15 protein-coding genes are annotated in these 14,955 nt (G+C 69.0%); 5 read left to right on the top strand and 10 right to left on the bottom strand.

The features are described from left to right. Positions 1–21: 21 nt before the first annotated feature. A complete protein-coding gene (locus CFP71_RS11350) occupies positions 22–582 on the bottom strand; it encodes a TetR/AcrR family transcriptional regulator (protein WP_093933802.1) in 561 nt (186 codons plus the stop codon). Between the two features lie 125 nt (positions 583–707). On the opposite strand from CFP71_RS11350, the gene CFP71_RS11345 reads away from it, so the two are divergent. The 3 genes from CFP71_RS11345 to CFP71_RS11335 all read left to right on the top strand — a co-directional run bounded on the left by CFP71_RS11345 (position 708) and on the right by CFP71_RS11335 (position 3,147). Continuing rightward, positions 708–1,412: an alpha/beta fold hydrolase gene (locus CFP71_RS11345; RefSeq protein WP_093933801.1), complete on the top strand. Its 705-nt coding sequence runs from the start codon at positions 708–710 to the stop codon at positions 1,410–1,412. A gap of 70 nt (positions 1,413–1,482) precedes the next feature. Beyond that, positions 1,483–2,127 carry a flavodoxin family protein gene (locus tag CFP71_RS11340; protein WP_093933800.1) on the top strand — a complete coding sequence of 215 codons (645 nt, stop codon included), beginning with the start codon at positions 1,483–1,485 and terminating at the stop codon, positions 2,125–2,127. Next, on the top strand, positions 2,128–3,147 hold the full coding sequence (locus CFP71_RS11335; protein WP_093933799.1) for a LacI family DNA-binding transcriptional regulator: 1,020 nt from the start codon (positions 2,128–2,130) through the stop codon (positions 3,145–3,147). Positions 3,148–3,216: 69 nt separating this feature from the next. Here the strand turns inward: CFP71_RS11335 and CFP71_RS11330 are convergent, their stop codons facing one another. From CFP71_RS11330 to CFP71_RS11290, 9 genes are all read right to left on the bottom strand, one after another. Beyond that, positions 3,217–4,524 carry a protein kinase domain-containing protein gene (locus CFP71_RS11330; RefSeq protein ID WP_093933798.1) on the bottom strand — a complete coding sequence of 436 codons (1,308 nt, stop codon included), beginning with the start codon at positions 4,522–4,524 and terminating at the stop codon, positions 3,217–3,219. 16 nt (positions 4,525–4,540) lie between these two features. Beyond that, positions 4,541–5,173 carry an SGNH/GDSL hydrolase family protein gene (locus CFP71_RS11325; RefSeq protein ID WP_093933797.1) on the bottom strand — a complete coding sequence of 211 codons (633 nt, stop codon included), beginning with the start codon at positions 5,171–5,173 and terminating at the stop codon, positions 4,541–4,543. Then, complete coding sequence (locus CFP71_RS11320; RefSeq protein WP_244199632.1) at positions 5,170–5,931, bottom strand: sugar phosphate isomerase/epimerase family protein; 762 nt, start codon at positions 5,929–5,931, stop codon at positions 5,170–5,172. Before CFP71_RS11320 ends, CFP71_RS11325 begins: the two co-directional genes overlap by 4 nt. Beyond that, positions 5,928–6,965 carry a LacI family DNA-binding transcriptional regulator gene (locus tag CFP71_RS11315; RefSeq protein WP_093933796.1) on the bottom strand — a complete coding sequence of 346 codons (1,038 nt, stop codon included), beginning with the start codon at positions 6,963–6,965 and terminating at the stop codon, positions 5,928–5,930. The genes CFP71_RS11320 and CFP71_RS11315 overlap by 4 nt, the downstream gene beginning before the upstream one ends. Before the next feature lie 112 nt (positions 6,966–7,077). Continuing rightward, positions 7,078–8,520 (bottom strand): polysaccharide lyase 6 family protein, encoded by a 1,443-nt coding sequence (locus CFP71_RS11310; protein ID WP_093933795.1) that lies wholly within the window; start codon positions 8,518–8,520, stop codon positions 7,078–7,080. A 13-nt stretch (positions 8,521–8,533) separates the two neighbouring features. Continuing rightward, positions 8,534–9,832 (bottom strand): alpha-L-fucosidase, encoded by a 1,299-nt coding sequence (locus CFP71_RS11305; RefSeq protein ID WP_093933794.1) that lies wholly within the window; start codon positions 9,830–9,832, stop codon positions 8,534–8,536. A gap of 27 nt (positions 9,833–9,859) precedes the next feature. Further along, on the bottom strand, positions 9,860–10,726 hold the full coding sequence (locus CFP71_RS11300) for a carbohydrate ABC transporter permease (protein WP_093933793.1): 867 nt from the start codon (positions 10,724–10,726) through the stop codon (positions 9,860–9,862). After that, complete coding sequence (locus CFP71_RS11295) at positions 10,723–11,679, bottom strand: carbohydrate ABC transporter permease (protein ID WP_093933792.1); 957 nt, start codon at positions 11,677–11,679, stop codon at positions 10,723–10,725. Before CFP71_RS11295 ends, CFP71_RS11300 begins: the two co-directional genes overlap by 4 nt. Beyond that, complete coding sequence (locus CFP71_RS11290) at positions 11,676–13,004, bottom strand: sugar ABC transporter substrate-binding protein (protein WP_093933791.1); 1,329 nt, start codon at positions 13,002–13,004, stop codon at positions 11,676–11,678. The genes CFP71_RS11295 and CFP71_RS11290 overlap by 4 nt, the downstream gene beginning before the upstream one ends. Before the next feature lie 181 nt (positions 13,005–13,185). Between CFP71_RS11290 and CFP71_RS11285 the strand changes: the two genes are divergently transcribed. Next, the gene (locus CFP71_RS11285) at positions 13,186–14,193 is read left to right on the top strand and encodes a hydroxyacid dehydrogenase (protein ID WP_093933790.1); all 1,008 of its coding nucleotides are present in this window, start codon (positions 13,186–13,188) and stop codon (positions 14,191–14,193) included. A gap of 124 nt (positions 14,194–14,317) precedes the next feature. Next, positions 14,318–14,515: an alpha/beta fold hydrolase gene (locus CFP71_RS11280; protein ID WP_244199631.1), complete on the top strand. Its 198-nt coding sequence runs from the start codon at positions 14,318–14,320 to the stop codon at positions 14,513–14,515. Positions 14,516–14,955: the final 440 nt, after the last annotated feature.

The following is a 14,955-nucleotide window of genomic DNA, read 5'->3' as shown; positions in this document are numbered from 1 at the left end:
CGGACAAGATAGGGCGACGGCTCAGGCGACGACCTCGGTGACAGCGCGGCGCAGGGTCGTGCGCACGGTTTCCGCGTCGTCGAGGTTCCCGCCGTGCAGCGCGCCGTCGCGGAGCAGGACGAGGGTGCGCGCGGCGTGGTCGGGATCGGCGTGACCCGCGTCGCGAGCCAGGTCGCGCAGGACGCCGAAGAACCAATCCCGGTGGTCGTCGATGACCTGCCGGACCTGGTGTGCGGGATCGGGGTATTCGGCGGCGGCGTTGAGGAACTGGCAGCCGCGGAAGTCGTCGTCGAGCGTCCGGTCGCCGACGATGCCCAGCGCGCCGAGTAGTGCTTCGCGAGGAGGCTTCCCGCTGGTCACCGCGCCCACACCCGCGCGGATCTGCTCGCTCGTGGTGCTCAGGTACGCGGCGACGAGGTCGTCCTTGGTGGGGTAGTGGCGGTAGAAGGTCGCCCTGGTCACGGCCGCTTCGGAGACCAGGCGCTCCACTCCGACGGCGTGGATGCCCTCGGCGTAGAACAGCCGTGACGCTGTCTCGAGCAGCCGGATCTTCGGGTGGACGTCCCGGTCGACAGTCGGCATCTCTCAACTGTAGAGAAAGAACGGTCATTCCACTAAGTCGTCTTCGTCACGTTGCGGAAGGTGTTCCGGACGAGCATCGTTCAGGCAGAAAGACCGATCATTCTTCCTGACTTCGAGGAGCCATCATGAGCAACCAGAAGCCCACCATCGTCCTGGTCCACGGTGCTTTCGCCGACTCGTCCAGCTGGAACGGCGTCGTCCCGAAGCTGCGTGAGCAGGGCTACCGGGTGCTGGCCGCGTCGAACCCGCTGCGCGGGATCGAGTCCGACGCGGACTACGTCGCCGACGTCGTCAACGGAGTGGACGGCCCCGTGGTGCTGGCCGGGCACTCCTACGGCGGTGTGGTGATCAGCCGCGCGGCCACCACCGCGCCGAACGTCAAGGCGCTCGTCTACATCGCCGCTTTCCAGCCGGAAGCGGGGGAGAGCGTGTTCGAGCTGTCCGGCCGGTTCGAGGGAAGCAAGCTCGGCCCGGACACCACGAACGTCCTCGCCTCGCAGGGCGAGCTGTCGATCAAGCCCGAGAACTTCTCGGACGTGTTCGCGGCCGACGTTCCCGCGGAGACCGCCGACGTCATGGCCGTCACCCAGCGCCCGGTCACCGAGCGCGCGCTCGGCACCCCGTTCGACGGCGAGCCTGCCTGGAAGAACGTGCCGTCCTGGGCGCTGATCGCCGAGCAGGACCACGCGATCCCCGCCGCCGCGCAGGCGTTCATGTCCGAGCGCGCCGGTTCGGAGGTCACCAGGATCGACGCCTCGCACGCGGTCTCGGTCTCGCGGCCGGACGTCGTCGCGGAGGTCATCCTCGCGGCCGCCGCCAAGGTCGCTTGACCGCTTGACAGGTGATACCTCCCCGGAGAGACTGCAAAAGCGTTTTTGCAGTCTCTCCGGGGAGAACCACGTGAAGGTCTTGGTGCTGGATTCGAGCCCGCGTCGTGAGGGCAATTCCTGGGCGCTCGCCCAGGCGCTGGGCAAGGGAGCGGAGGAAGCCGGGCACACGGTCGGCTTCGTCCGCCTCTCCGATTTCGTCGAGTCGCCGCTGGGGGACTGCCGCGAGTGCCGGTTGAGCGACCGGTCCTGCGGGATCGCGGACGACTACGAGCGGCTGCTGTTCGACCACGTGCTCCCGGCGGACGCGATCGTCTACGCGACACCGCTGCACTGGTACGGCATGACCGGCCGGCTCAAATCCTTCTTCGACCGCCTTTTCTGTTACACCTCCGGCAGTTCGCCGCATACCGGCGAGGTCGTGCCGGGGCTGATGAACAAACGCGCCGCCGTGCTGATCTCCTGCGAAGAGAGCTATCGCGGCGCGACGCTCGGCCTCGAGGCCCAGTTCCAGGAGCTCACCCGGTACCTGCGCCAGGACCTGGCCGGGATCGTCGTCGGGGTCGGCAACAGCCGGGGCGAGGTGGAGCGCGATCCGGCCCGGCCGCTGGAGGCGGCGGCGGACCTCGGACGTAGGCTGGGCGACGCCCACGTCACCGACTACCGGCTGGACACCGACCGGCCGAACCGCGTTTGGGGACCGCCCGTGGAGGTCTGAGTGCCGACGACCATCCGTGACGTCGCCGCCGCCGCGGGGGTCTCGATCACCACCGTCTCCCACGTGCTCAGCGGGCAGGGCCGGATCTCCGAGGAGACCCGGCAGCGCGTCGCGCGGGCGGCGGCCGAGCTCGGCTACCAGGCGAGCGTGCACGCCCAGCAGCTGGTCACCCGGCGCAGCCGCACCCTGGCGATCCAGCTCGCGAACTCGGTCGACGCGAGCAGCGCCTGCGCGCTCGTGCCCAACTCGGACTACTTCCTCGAAGTCCTCAACGGGGCCGCCGAGGCCGCGTCGAAGCGCTCGTACGCCCTGCTGCTGGCCCCGACGGACGCGGACCTCGACCGGCTGAACGCGTTTTCGGTCGACGGCGCCATCCTGGTGGATCCTCGTGGCGACGAGCCGTTCTTCGCTTCGGGCTGGTGCCGTGACCGGCCGCTGGTGACCGTCGGACGCCCGATGGCGGCGCCGTGTCCCGTGCCGGTCGTCGTGGACAACGACCTGGTCGAGGCCGCCCGGCTGATGCTGGATCACCTGGCGGACAACGGTTACGCGCGACCGGCGATGATCACCACCGACACCGGCCGTTCCTACGCGGCGGATCTGGTCGCGGGCTACACCGGCTGGGCGGAAGACCGGGGGCTGGAGCCGGTGGTGGTCGAGATCGACGAACCGCCGACCACCGAAGGCACGGCCGAGGCGCTGGGCAGGCTGCTCGACCGGCCGGTGTGCCCGGACGCGGTCTTCACGACGTCGGAGAACCTGGCGCTCGGCGTTCTGCACGAGGCACGCCGCCGGAGCATCGCGGTGCCCGGCGCGCTCGGGATCTGCAGCGCGGTCGACAGCGGTTCGCTCCGGCTGACGTCGCCGCAGGTGACCGGCATGTTCGTCCATCCACGCGAGGTGGGCGGCCGCGCCGCCACGGCGTTGATGGACCTCGTCGAGGGCGTCGCCCGGGGCACCGAGCCGGTCCGGATCGAAGTGCCGGTGCGGCTGAACGCGCGCGAATCCACCGCCCGCTAGAACGCGTTTCGTCCTCTGGATGCGGTAGTTGCACGGGCAACTACCGCATCCAGAGGACGAAACGCGTTCTCAGGAACTCCGGCACTCCGCGACCGGCGCGTCCCCGCCGTCGTCACCGGTGGTCGCGATGAAGCCGAACGTGGTCGTCCCGCCCGCGGGCAGTACCGCGTTCCAGTCCACTTCGGACACTCGCACCCGATCGCCGTCCTGTGCGAGGGAACCGTTCCACAGGTTGGCGATCTTCGTCCCCGGCGGCAGGGTCCAGCTGACCTCCCAGCCGGTGAGGCGGGTGTCCTGGGAGTTCCGGACGGACACGCGGATCTCCGAGCCGCCGGGCCAGCGGCTGGCCACTTCGTAACGCGCTTCGCACATCGGCTTCGCGGCGGGAGCGCTCGCGGCGGGAGCAGCCGGCGCCGCCACCGGGACATCGGGTGCGTCGTCGACCAGGAGGATCCCCGCCAGGACTCCGCCCGCCACCACCACTCCGCCCGCGATGGCGAACGGCAGCCGCGAACGGCGGGCGGGCGCGGGAAGCCGTTTCGTACCGGCCAGGATCGCCGGACGGCCGTCGGCGACGGCGCTGAGCATCCGCTCGGCCTCGGCCATGTCCGGCCGCTCCCCGGGGTCCCGCCGCAGCAGCCGCAGCAGGACGTCCGTGAGCGGGCCGGTGGCGCGTGGAGCGGTGATCTCGCCGCGCGCGACCCGTTTGAGGAGCGCGATCTGGTTGCCGTCGGCGCCGAACGGCGGCGCGCCCTCCAACGCCGTGTAGAGCGTGGAGCCGAGGGAGAACACGTCCGACGGGTAGCCGGGTTCCTCGCCGTCCGCGACCTCGGGGGAGAGGAACGCCGGAGTGCCGACGACGAGGCCGTCACCGGTCATGGTGCCTTCGCCGGTGGCGTGGGACAGGCCGAAGTCGGCGATCTTCGCCTGGCCGTCCTTGGTGATCAGGATGTTGTTGGGGGTGACGTCCCGGTGCAGGATGCCGTCCTCGTGGGCCGCCGCCAGCGCCGACGCGATCTGCGCGCCGAGCTCCGCCACCCGGCCGGCGGGGAGCGGGCCGTCGTCGGCGAGGAGTTCCGTCAGCGGCCGTGACGGCAGGAACTCCATGACCAGGAACGGGGTCCCGTCCTGTTCGGCGACGTCGTACACGGTGACGGCGTGCGGATGCTTGAGCCGCGCGGCGACCCGGGCCTCCCGCATCGCGCGCACGATCGACCGGAACGGGGCATCGTCGCGCGAGTTGTCCGGCAGCAGCTGCTTGACCGCGACCGTGCGATCGAGCCGTTCGTCCCGCGCCCGCCACACCACGCCCATCGCGCCCCGGCCGACTTCGCGCTCCAGCCGGTACCGCCCGGCAATGATGGCATCCCGGTTCACGACGCAACTCTAACCGCTAGGACAGCGGGACCTCTTCGACCGGCGCACCGGCCGCCGTGAGCCAGGCCTCGGCGAGCAACCGGTGTCCGAGCGGGCTGGGATGGACACCGTCCGGGGCCAGCGTCGCCGCCCCGTGTTCGGCCGCCGCGCGCGGCATGAACAGATCCGCGCGGATCAGCCGCGCGCCGAATTGGGTGGCCACGTCGATCGCGGCTTCGATCCGGGGCGCCAGATCGCCTTCCCATTCTTGCTGTTCCGGCTCCACCGGCAGCAGGAACGGCGTGATCACGTACAACTCGGCCGGGAGGTGCTGCCGAGCACTGGCCAGCAGCCGGGTGTAGGCGGCGCGGAATTTCCCGATCGGGCTCGGCAGGCCGCGGTCGAAGGTCCGCCAGGTGTCGTTGATGCCGATCTTCACCGTCAGCACCGTGGGCCGCGCCGCGAGGACGTCGGTGGTCCAGCGGGCTTCCAGGTCGTAGATCCGGTTGCCGTTGACGCCCCGGTTGATCACCTCAGGCCCGTCACCCAGCAGTTCCGCGATCTGCCGGACGTAGCCCTTGCCCAGTGAGGCCGGATCGGTGCGGTCGCGGCTGGAGTCGGTGATGGAGTCACCGGCGAACAGCAGCCTGTCGGCTTCGGTGTACTTCACGCGCCCGCCTCGATCAGCTTGCGCAGGGAATCGGCCTCGCCGGGGATCAGGTCGGGATCGTTGTCCGGGACGAACTCCAGCAGCGCGTCGAACGGGCGTCCGGCGTTGGCGAGCAGCCCGAACGCCGCCGTCCACAGCTCAGTCCTGGCGGTCAGCGGATGCCGCTCGTTGCTGGGCCACCACGAGAACACGTGCACCGCGCGGACACGTTCGAGGACCAGCTCAAGGCCGGCCAGCGCTTGCTCGTCCGGCAGGTCCTGCGGTGGCTGCCAGTAGGTGCCGAGGTTGTCGCGGCCGACCTCGTCGAGCAGCCGGACGGTCGATTCGGCGGTGTCGGTCAGGGTCCCGCCGTGGAACTCCAGGGCGACCTCCAGCCCGTGTTCGTTCGCGACGTCGGCGGCCTCGCGGAGACCGGCGACGACCTGCTCGCGTTCGTAGGAGTCGACGTCCTCGGAACCCGCCTTGCCCGCCCACACCCGGACCCGGGACGCGCCGAGCCGGACGGCGGTGGCGGCGATCTCGCCGAACTTCCCGGACTCCACCGGGGTGGCACGGAAGTAGGAACCGTAGGAATCGCAGGTCAGCCCGTGCCGCGCCATGGCTTCGAACGCGCGCTCGGCCGCCCAATCGTCGCCGGGGCGCACATGGACGTCGGCACCCCACTCGATCACTTGCAGCCCGGCTTCTTCGGCGCGGCGGGCCACCTCGTCGGCGTCCAGCCGTCGCAGCGTCACCGAACACAGTCCCGGGCGGATCATTTTCCCTCCAACGGTTGAGTGCTTTCCCGCAGCACGACCTCACCGGTGATCGGCTTGACGCGGGGACTGGCCGCGCGGTCGTCGAGGATGAAGTCGAGGGCCTGCTCGCCCATGCGCTCGATCGGGACGCGCACGGTGGACAGCGAAGGCCTTATGTCGCGCAAGGTGATGATGTCGTCGAAGCCCGCGATCGCGATGTGCTCCGGTACGTCGAGGCCGTGGTCGCGGCAGGCGGCCATCGCGCCGACGGCCATCACGTCGTTGACCGCGAAGACACAGCCCCGGAAGCCGCTTTCCAGCGCTCGCACCATCGCCGCGTAACCGCCGTCGCGGGTGAACTCCGCGTGCAGGACGTGGTTCGCCGGCAGGGAGACACCGTGGTGCGCGAGGCCGTCGCGGAAGCCGAGGACGCGATCGCGTGAGGTCAACAGTCCGGGCGGCCCGGCGAGGACGAGGAAGTCGCGGTGTCCGATCCCGGCGAGCCGTCCGGCCAGGGCGGCCGCCCCGGGCCCGTTCTCCAGCATGACGGTGTCGAACGGCAGTTTCCGCTGCCCGATCACCACGACCCGGCCGTCGGCGGCCTCGAACGCCTTGAGCTCTTTGGTCAGGTTCCGTTGCAGGGCACTGTCTTCATTGCGCGACCCGGCCAGGATGACCGCTCGCGCCCGTTGCCCGCGCAGGGTCGTGACGTACTCGAGTTCCTTCTCAGGCCGGTTCTCCGTGCTCGCGATGGTGACCGTGAGCCCGTGCCGGGCGGCCACGCGCATGACCCCGGAAGCGATCGAGGAGAAGTAGGGGTCGACGATGTCGTGCACCAGCAGCCCGACGACGTTGCCGCGCCCGCGGGCCATCGCCTGTGCGGGCACGTTCGCCGTGTACTGCAAGCGTTCCGCGGCCTGGAGCACCGACTCCCGCAGAGTCCCGCTGACCTGTCTGGTCCCGCCGTTGAGCGCTCTCGACGCCGTCGCGAGCGACACTCCCGCCTCACGGGCGACGTCGGCCAGGGTGGCCGAACCGGCGGCGCGCTGCGGCATGGTTCCTCCTCGGTGGTGCGGTGGGCTCACGCCGGCGTGGGCTGACGCCGGCGTGAGCCCGGCTCTGTTGTCGACAGCCGGGTTGTCGACCGCCTGGTTGTCGACCGCCTGGCTACGCCGCGCCGGGGCCGACGTCCGCGGTGGTGAGCGGCCGGTTCGCGATGGCGGCCGTCGAGTACTCGTCGGCGCCGACGTCACGGCTGCTGCCGCGGGACTGACCGTCGATGTCCAGCGTGACCGGTGCGGGCGACAGGGTCGCCGCGTCGATCGCGGGGCTGCCCGCGGCGAGCCGCGAGACGCCGTCGGTGCCCTGCACGAGCTTCGGGTCGACCCGCTGGAAGGTGCCGGCCGGGATGTTCCCGTTCCCGGCCGAACCCCACAGGATGTTCCCGGACCACGTGAAGTTGCCCGTGGTGCTCATCGCGACCAGTTCGCCGTTGCCGCCGACGAAGAGGTTGTCCGAGATCGTGCAGTCGCGCGGTTCGATCGTCCGCTTGGTCTCGCCGGAGAGCGTGCTGCTGTTGTTCAGCAGCGTGTTGTGCGCGATGAGCACGCGGTCCGCCGCGTCGTTGCCGCGCCGCGATTCCTTCGATTCACCCGGGAAGTGGTCCCGGACGGAGCCGCTGCCGAGGACCAGCGCGTTGCTGGACAGCCCGGCGACGTAGTTGTTGAGGATCTTGTGGTCGTTGCCGTAGATCCGGATGCCTTCCTTGCCGCCGAGGATGAAGTTGGATTCGACGACGGTCTTGTTCCCGTGGCGCAGCACGATGCCGCCCAGGCTGTTCCGGATGGTGTTGTTGCGGATGAAGTTGCCCGACGACTTGACCGAGATCGCCTCCGGGTCGCCGTTCGCGCGTTCGAACAGGTTGTACTCCACCGTGGCGCCGGCGGTGCTCAGCGCGCGCGGGCTGACGCCGAGCCGGATCGGCTCGCCGCCGTTGTCCCCGGCGAAGGTGTGGTCGGAGAAGTAGTTCCGCAGGACGTGGACGCCCACCGCCATCTTGTCTTCGTCCGCGCCCTCGATGCAGAGCATGACGCCGAGCGTGGTCTTGTGGTGGAAGTGGTTGCGGTCGATCTTGCTGTAGTCGGCGCGGACCATCACCCAGTGCAGGTCCGTGATGTCGGCGAACTGGAGATCGTTGCGGGTCAGGCGGATCCGGGAACAGTTCGGCGGGATCTCCAGCGTGGTGCTCTGCCGGAGATTGAACCCGCTGATCGTGACACCGGTGGAGTCGTCGAAGACGAAGCTCTGCTCACCGTTCAGGGTCACCCCGCCGGTGGACTGGGCGACGATGGTGATCGGCTGGTCCTTGGTGCCGCGCTTGCCCTTGATGCTGATCGGCTTGCCCGTCGGCACGGTGTAGGTGCCGTTGTTCACGGTGATGACCGCGCCCGCGGCCGCCGAATTGATGGCGTTCTGCAGTTCGGTCAGCGAGCTGACGTTCAGCGCGCACAGACCGTTCGGCTTGGCCGACGCCGTTCCGGCGGTGACCCAGGGAACGGTGACCAGCGCGGCGCCGAGAGTGGCGCCGGTGAGGAACCTTCTGCGATCCATGATGCCTCCGTGCTCAATCGGTGGGGAGGGTTTCCGCGGCGGCGGGGCTGGTGAGGAACAGCTCGATCACCGGGACCGGGGTGTCCGGTTTCCGGATCGGGAGCTTGAGGGTGAGCGTGCCTTCCGGCTGCCCGCCCATCTGGGTGTTCTGCGCGGTCTGCCCGGGCTCCGTGTGCACCACCCGGATTTCCGAGGCGTCGTCGAGCAACTGGGCGTAGCGCACCCGTCCGGCGAGACCGGGCAGGTGGACGTGGTTCATCGGCCAGCTGAAGAGGTGCAGGTAGAGCCGGTCTTCACGCTGGGTGTAGCGTCCGTCGGCGGGTGCGGTGAACTCGGCGGGGCCGCAACCGCGGATGGACCGTTCGTGCCGGTCCATCCAGCGGCCGAGTTCGGCGAGCACCTCGTGCGCCCGCGGATCGATCTCGCCCCGGCCGTTCGGCCCGACGTTGAGCAGCAGGTTCCCGTCCTTGGACACGCCGTCGACGAGCATCCGGATGAGCAGTTCGGGGCTCTTGTAGTCGAGGTTGTCACGGTCGTAACCCCAGCTGCCGTTGAGGGTCTGGCACGCCTCCCACACCACGGGGACGCCGTCGCGGGTCATCGGCCCGGACGGCTGGTACTGCTCCGGGGTGATGAAGTCGCCGGGGATGCCGGTGCGGTCGTTGACCAGGATGCCGGGCTGGAGTTCGCGGACCAGCGCGAGCAGGCCGGGGGAGTCCCAGTCGTCCGGCCCCTTGCCGCCCCACCATTCCTTGCGGCCCTGGTAGGAGAAGTCGAAGAACAGGTAGTCGATCTTGCCGAAGCGGGTGAGCAGTTCACGGACCTGGCCGTGCAGGTAGAGCTGGTACTCGGCGATGTCGGCGTACTGGTGAGCCGCGATGTACTCCTGGTCGTCACGGCGGGGATGGGTGCCGTCGACGGGGAACGCGGGGTGGTGCCAGTCGATCAGCGAGTGATAGAAGCCGACCTTCAAGCCCTCTTCGCGGCACGCGTCGACGAACGGTTCGAGCAGATCCTCGCCGTACGGGGTGTTCGTCACCTTGAAGTCGGTGAGATCGCTGTCCCACAAGCAGAAACCGTCGTGGTGCTTGGTGGTGAGCACGACGTAGGTCATGCCCGCGTCCTTCGCCGCGCAAGCCCACGAACGCGGGTCGTACTTGTCCGGTTCGAAGTGGTCGAAGTAGACCCGGTACTGCTCGTCGGTCAGCTTTTCGCGGTTCTGCACCCATTCGTGACGGGCGGCCAGGGAATACAGTCCCCAGTGGACGAACATCCCGAGCCGGTCGTGGGTGAACCAGGCGGTGGAACTCACTGCAGGATCGCTCCTCGAGTTTGTGGGTCAGCCCTTGAGCGCGCCCGAGGCGAGGCCGCGGACGAACGAACGCTGGAAGAACAGGAACGCGGCGACCGAGGGCAGCAGCGCCAGCAACGACGCCGCCATGATCACGCCGGGCGTCACGTCCGCGTCGATGCGCAGGGTGCGCAGGGCCAGCGGCAACGTGTACGTCGAGGCGTCGGACGAGACCAGCATCGGCAGCAGGTACTGGTCCCAGATCATCGTGAAGCCGAAGACACCGATCACGCCGAGCGCGGGCTTGCACATCGGCAGGATGATCTGCGCGAAGATCCGCAGGTCGCCCGCGCCGTCGATGCGCGCGGCCTCTTCGAGCTCGCGGGGCACGTCCTTCATGAACTCGGTCATCACCAGGATCGAGAAGGCCCACGCGCCGAGTGGCACGATCATCCCGGCCAGGCTGCCGATCAGGTTGATGTGCACCACGGGAAGGTCGGACAGGATCAGCGACAGCGGGATCGCGAGGATCTCCTCCGGCAGCATCAGCGTCGCCAGGATCGCGACCAGCACGAAGGTCATGAAGCGGAACTTCTTGCGTGCCAAGGCATATCCGGCGAGCACCGAGATGACGACCTGCAGCAGCAGGCCGAAACCGACCACCAGGAACGAGTTCAGCAGGTACAGCCCGACGCCGTGGCCGAACGCGATGCCGAAGTTGTCCAGGGTGGGGCTCGACGGGACGACGCTCAGCGCCGTCGGGTCGGACACGTCGCTGAACGCGCTGACCAGTAGCGCCAGCAACGGGCCGGCGAACACCACCAGCAGCAGGGCGTACACGGCGTACTTAAGGATCCGTCCGCCCGGCGACTTGACGGCGTCGAGGCCGAGCGCCGAATCGTTGGCCGCGGTCATGCGTCTCGCCTCCGTCGGAGCACCTGGACGAACAGGGTCAGCACGAGCGTCGCGAGGAACAGCAGGACCGCTCCCGCCGCGCCGACGCCCAGCCGGTTCTGTTCCAGTCCGAGTTTGTAGATCAGGGTCATCGCGACTTCCGTGGAGCCGTTCGGCCCGCCGTTGGTCAGCAGGAACACCTCGGTGAACACCCGCAGGCCGCGGATCGCCGCGAGGACGAACAGGATCGAGAACACCGACCGCAGGCCCGGCAGCGTCACGTGGAGGATCTTGCGCCAGCGCGAGGCACCGTCCACAGTGGCCGCTTCGTAGAGCCCGCGGTCGATCCCGGCGAGACCCGCGAGGAAGATCATCATGTCGTACGGCGCGCCGCGCCAGATGCCGGTGATGATGACCGAGACCATCGACGTGTCGGGATCGTTGATGAAGCCCGACGGTCCCAGCCCGACCAGGCCGAGGATGGAGTTCAGCATCCCGTCCTCGGTCGGGTGGTACATGATCCGCCAGAGTTCGGCGACCACCGCGATCGGCACGACCACCGGCAGGAACGCCGCCGACCGCAGGAACTTCAGCCGCTTGCTCTGGCCCTCCATCAGCAGGGCGAGCGCGAGGCCGATGACCATCGACCCCGCCGTCTGGCCGATCGCGATCACGACGGTGTGCCAGATCGCGGAGTGGAACGCCTCGTCACCGAGGACGGTGCTGTAGTTCTCCCCGCCGACCCACTGGTTGCCCAGGTACGGCTGGACGTCCTGAAAGGACATCGTCACCGCGGTGATCATCGGGATGAACTTGAAGTACACGAACAGGATCAGGGCGGGGGCCAGGAACAGCCACGGCGTCCACCACTTCCCGTCGCGGTCGCTGCGCCTGCGGGCCTTCGGCGCGGGCGTCCGCTTCACGGCGGGACGGTCCGCGCCGACGGCCGCCGGCTTGGCGTGATCTACGGTCATGACGCGCTGATCCCCTGTTGCTGCAAGGTCGCGGTGAGCTTCGTGTCGAGTTTGGCCAGTTCCGTCTTGAGGTCGAGCTTGCAGTCGGCGACGAGCGCGCTGACGGTGTCGGCGGTGTCCTGGCGGACCGGCGTCCAGTTCGGGATGGACGGCGCGTAGTGGCCGGACTTGGCGTAGATCTCGGCGTAGGTCTTCCAGCGCGGGTCCGGGCGGACCTGGCTGATGTCGACGTTCTTGTTCACCGGGAGCTGCACGATGAAGGCCGATTCGCCCTCCATGCCGATCTTCTGGCCGTCGGCCGAGATCGCGAAGTCACCGAAGGCGTCCTGCCCGGCCTGGTTCGGCGAACCGGCCATCATGTAGATCGACAGGCCCTCGGCCAGGACGTCGGAGTTCTTGGCGCCCTTCGGCATCGGGACGACCTCGTACTTGTCCTTGCCGAGCGACTTGTCGAAGCGCGGCAACAGGTACGGGCCGACGACGTACATCCCGGCCTTGCCCGCTTCGAAGGTCTCGTTGGTCGCCGGGGTCGGCATGGTGACCGAACCGGGCTGGATCACGTTGTCCTTGCAGCCGAGGTCGCGGAACCACTGCGTCGCGGCGACGGATTCGGGCGTGCTCATCGACGGCTTGTACTTGCCACCACCGGCTTCGGTGATGAAGTCGCCGCCGGCGGCCCACAAGAAGTTGGAGAAGTACCAGGAGGCGTAGCCCCGCTTGGTCGACAGCGTCGCGGTCAGCCCCGCGGTGTCGTTCTTCCCGTTGCCGTCCGGGTCGCCGGTGGTGAAGGCCTTGGCGAGATCCGCCAGTTCGGCCCAGCTCTGCGGGACGCTCTTGCCGAGCTTCTCGCGCCAGTCCTTGCGGATCAGCAGCGCCGAGGCCTGCGCGCTGTAGGGCAGGCCGTACAGCTTGCCGTCCGGGGTCTGGTTCGACTTCAGCGCCTGCTCGGTGAGCTCCGAGGCGTGCTTGATCTTGCCCTGTTCGATCTCACGCACGAGACCCTGGCTCTTCAGCGTTCCGACCTGGGTGACGTCGTTCATCACGATGTCCGGCAGGTCGCGCTGGGCGGCGCGCTGGGCCAGCTTCGTCTCGAAGTCGTCGAAGATCGCGGTGACCTGCACCTTGAATCCCGTGGCCTTCTCGAAGGCCTCCGCGAGCCGTTTGGTGGCCTGCTCGCCCGCGCCGCCGGGAGTCGTCCGGGTCCACAGTTCCAAGGGTGCCTTGGTGTCCTGCGCGACGTTCGTTCCGGCGGGGCCTGCCGAGCAGCCCGAAAGGACCAGCGCTGAGACCGTGAGTCCCACGCCGATCCACCGCGTTTTCCGCATCGCTTCTCCTGTTCACTGTGGACCACGCTGTCTACTCCGGAGGGACGGTAAGCGCTTTCCCGGTGCCCGGTCAATGGTCCGATGATTACGAATTTCAATCGGCAGGGTTTGCCTCTGTATGGGACTGGCCGTCCGTGGACCGGGTCAGGCATCCGATGTATGGTCGCCGGCGGAGGTAGGGATGACCGAGCTGCAACACCGCCCGACAGCGCTTCTCGTGATGGAGGAACGCCGCCGCGACGACGTGTACCCCGAGGCGGTGCTGAAGGAGATCGGAACGCTGGTGGACCTGCGGGAGCCGCTCACCCGAGAGCGGCTGGCGGAGGATCCGGCGGCCCTGGAAGGCGTCGAAATCCTGCTGTCGGGCTGGGGTGCCCCGGTGCTGGACTCCGTCCTCTTGGGACACGCGACGGACCTGCGCGCCGTGCTCGTCGCCGCCGGTTCGGTCCGGCCGCTGACCACGCCCGAGTTCTGGGCGCGCGAGCTCCCGATCGTGTCCGCCGCGGCCGCGAACGCCGTCCCGGTCGCCGAGTTCACCCTGGCCCAGGTCCTCTTAGGACTCAAGCAGGTGCACCGGATCTCCCGCGAGATCCGGGAGCGGAAGGCGTACCCGCCGGACCCGAGGGTCGCCGGGGCGTATCGCTCCCGGGTCGGCCTGCTCGGTCTCGGCGAGATCGGTGCTCTCGTCGCGTCGCATTTGCGCGGTTTCGACGTGGAAGTCCTGGCGAGTGATCCCGTCGTCGACTCGGCGCGCGCCGCCGAGCTCGGTGTGCGGCTGGTCGGCCTGGACGAACTGTTCGCCACCTGCCCGGTGGTCAGCCTGCACGCGCCGCTGCTCCCGGAGACCGAGGGGCTGGTGAACGGGGGGCTGGTGGCCAGGATGGGCATCGGCGCGACACTGATCAACACCGCTCGCGGCGCCGTCGTCGACGAGCCGTCGGTCATTCCCGTGCTGGGCGAGCGGCCCGACCTGACGGCGATCCTGGACGTCACCTGGCCCGAACCGCCCGCGCCGGACTCGCCGCTGTACACGCTGCCGAACGTCGTGCTCACTCCGCACCTCGCCGGCGCGCTGGGCGCCGAGCGCGCGCGGATGGGCGAGCTCGTGGCGGGGGAACTACGGCGGTTCGTGCTCGGCCAGCCGCTGCAGCACGCCGTCGCGCCGGACCGGGCCCACCTGCGGGCCTAACCTGACGGGGTGACGCTCGCCTTTCGAGAGACCGGCCTGCGGACCGGCGTGCCTGTGGTCCTGCTGCACGCCCTCGGCAGCAAATCCGGCACCTGGGACGATTTCGCGTCCCGCCTGGACCGCCGTGTCCTGGCCGTCGACCTGCCGGGACGAGTGCGGCGGCTGGTCGTCGAGTCACGTCACGCTCGAATCTCTGGAACGGATGCGGGGGCTGATCCCGGACTGCCGTCTGGTGACCGTCGAGGGGGCGGGGCATCGGGTGCACTCCGTCAGGCCGGAGGAGTTCGCGGCGGTGGTGGGGGAGTTCCTCGGGACGGCCTAACGAGCGTATAACGCCCTATACTGTGCGCCGTTGCCGCGAAATGGGCTTTCGCCGCATCGTGCGCTGGGAATGTCTCCTTCGAGGCATGCCGTCGAGCCTCCCGATCCCGGATCGCCCCGAATGTGGCATTGGGGACACTCAACGTCCCCAATGCCGCATTGGGCGCACACCTCAATAGAACGACACTTGCCACTCCCGGCGACCCGCACCGAAGACCTGCCGCCGCCCTCGCCCACCTTGCGGGTACGTGATGGTCCCTTTCATTGCATCTAGCGCGGTGCAGGGGACCATCACTGCGGCACCGCTGTGACTACTGGTGTTCCTGGGGCCACAGGGGCGTTCGGGTGTCCGTGAAGGCCTCCTTCCCTACCCTGAGAGTAGGCAAGGAGGCCTTCACGGACCTGCCGCCGCCCCAGAGACGGCAACGGTCACGGAGGGGC

The sequence above is a fragment of the Amycolatopsis thailandensis genome (assembly GCF_002234405.1).
GTDB lineage: Bacteria > Actinomycetota > Actinomycetes > Mycobacteriales > Pseudonocardiaceae > Amycolatopsis > Amycolatopsis thailandensis.
Note: the sequence above shows the minus strand (reverse complement) of the source record. Positions and strands in the feature narration are given on the sequence as shown.

Excerpts from the sequence above, each read along its gene's own strand:
- CFP71_RS11350 (WP_093933802.1), bottom strand. The coding sequence starts at position 582 with ATGCCGACTGTCGACCGGGACGTCCACCCGAAGATCCGGCTGCTCGAG.
- CFP71_RS11320 (WP_244199632.1), bottom strand. The coding sequence starts at position 5,931 with ATGATCCGCCCGGGACTGTGTTCGGTGACGCTGCGACGGCTGGACGCC.
- CFP71_RS11290 (WP_093933791.1), bottom strand. The coding sequence starts at position 13,004 with ATGCGGAAAACGCGGTGGATCGGCGTGGGACTCACGGTCTCAGCGCTG.
- CFP71_RS11315 (WP_093933796.1), bottom strand. The coding sequence starts at position 6,965 with ATGCCGCAGCGCGCCGCCGGTTCGGCCACCCTGGCCGACGTCGCCCGT.
- CFP71_RS11310 (WP_093933795.1), bottom strand. The coding sequence starts at position 8,520 with ATGGATCGCAGAAGGTTCCTCACCGGCGCCACTCTCGGCGCCGCGCTG.
- CFP71_RS11300 (WP_093933793.1), bottom strand. The coding sequence starts at position 10,726 with ATGACCGCGGCCAACGATTCGGCGCTCGGCCTCGACGCCGTCAAGTCG.
- CFP71_RS11295 (WP_093933792.1), bottom strand. The coding sequence starts at position 11,679 with ATGACCGTAGATCACGCCAAGCCGGCGGCCGTCGGCGCGGACCGTCCC.
- CFP71_RS11285 (WP_093933790.1), top strand. The coding sequence starts at position 13,186 with ATGACCGAGCTGCAACACCGCCCGACAGCGCTTCTCGTGATGGAGGAA.
- CFP71_RS11345 (WP_093933801.1), top strand. The coding sequence starts at position 708 with ATGAGCAACCAGAAGCCCACCATCGTCCTGGTCCACGGTGCTTTCGCC.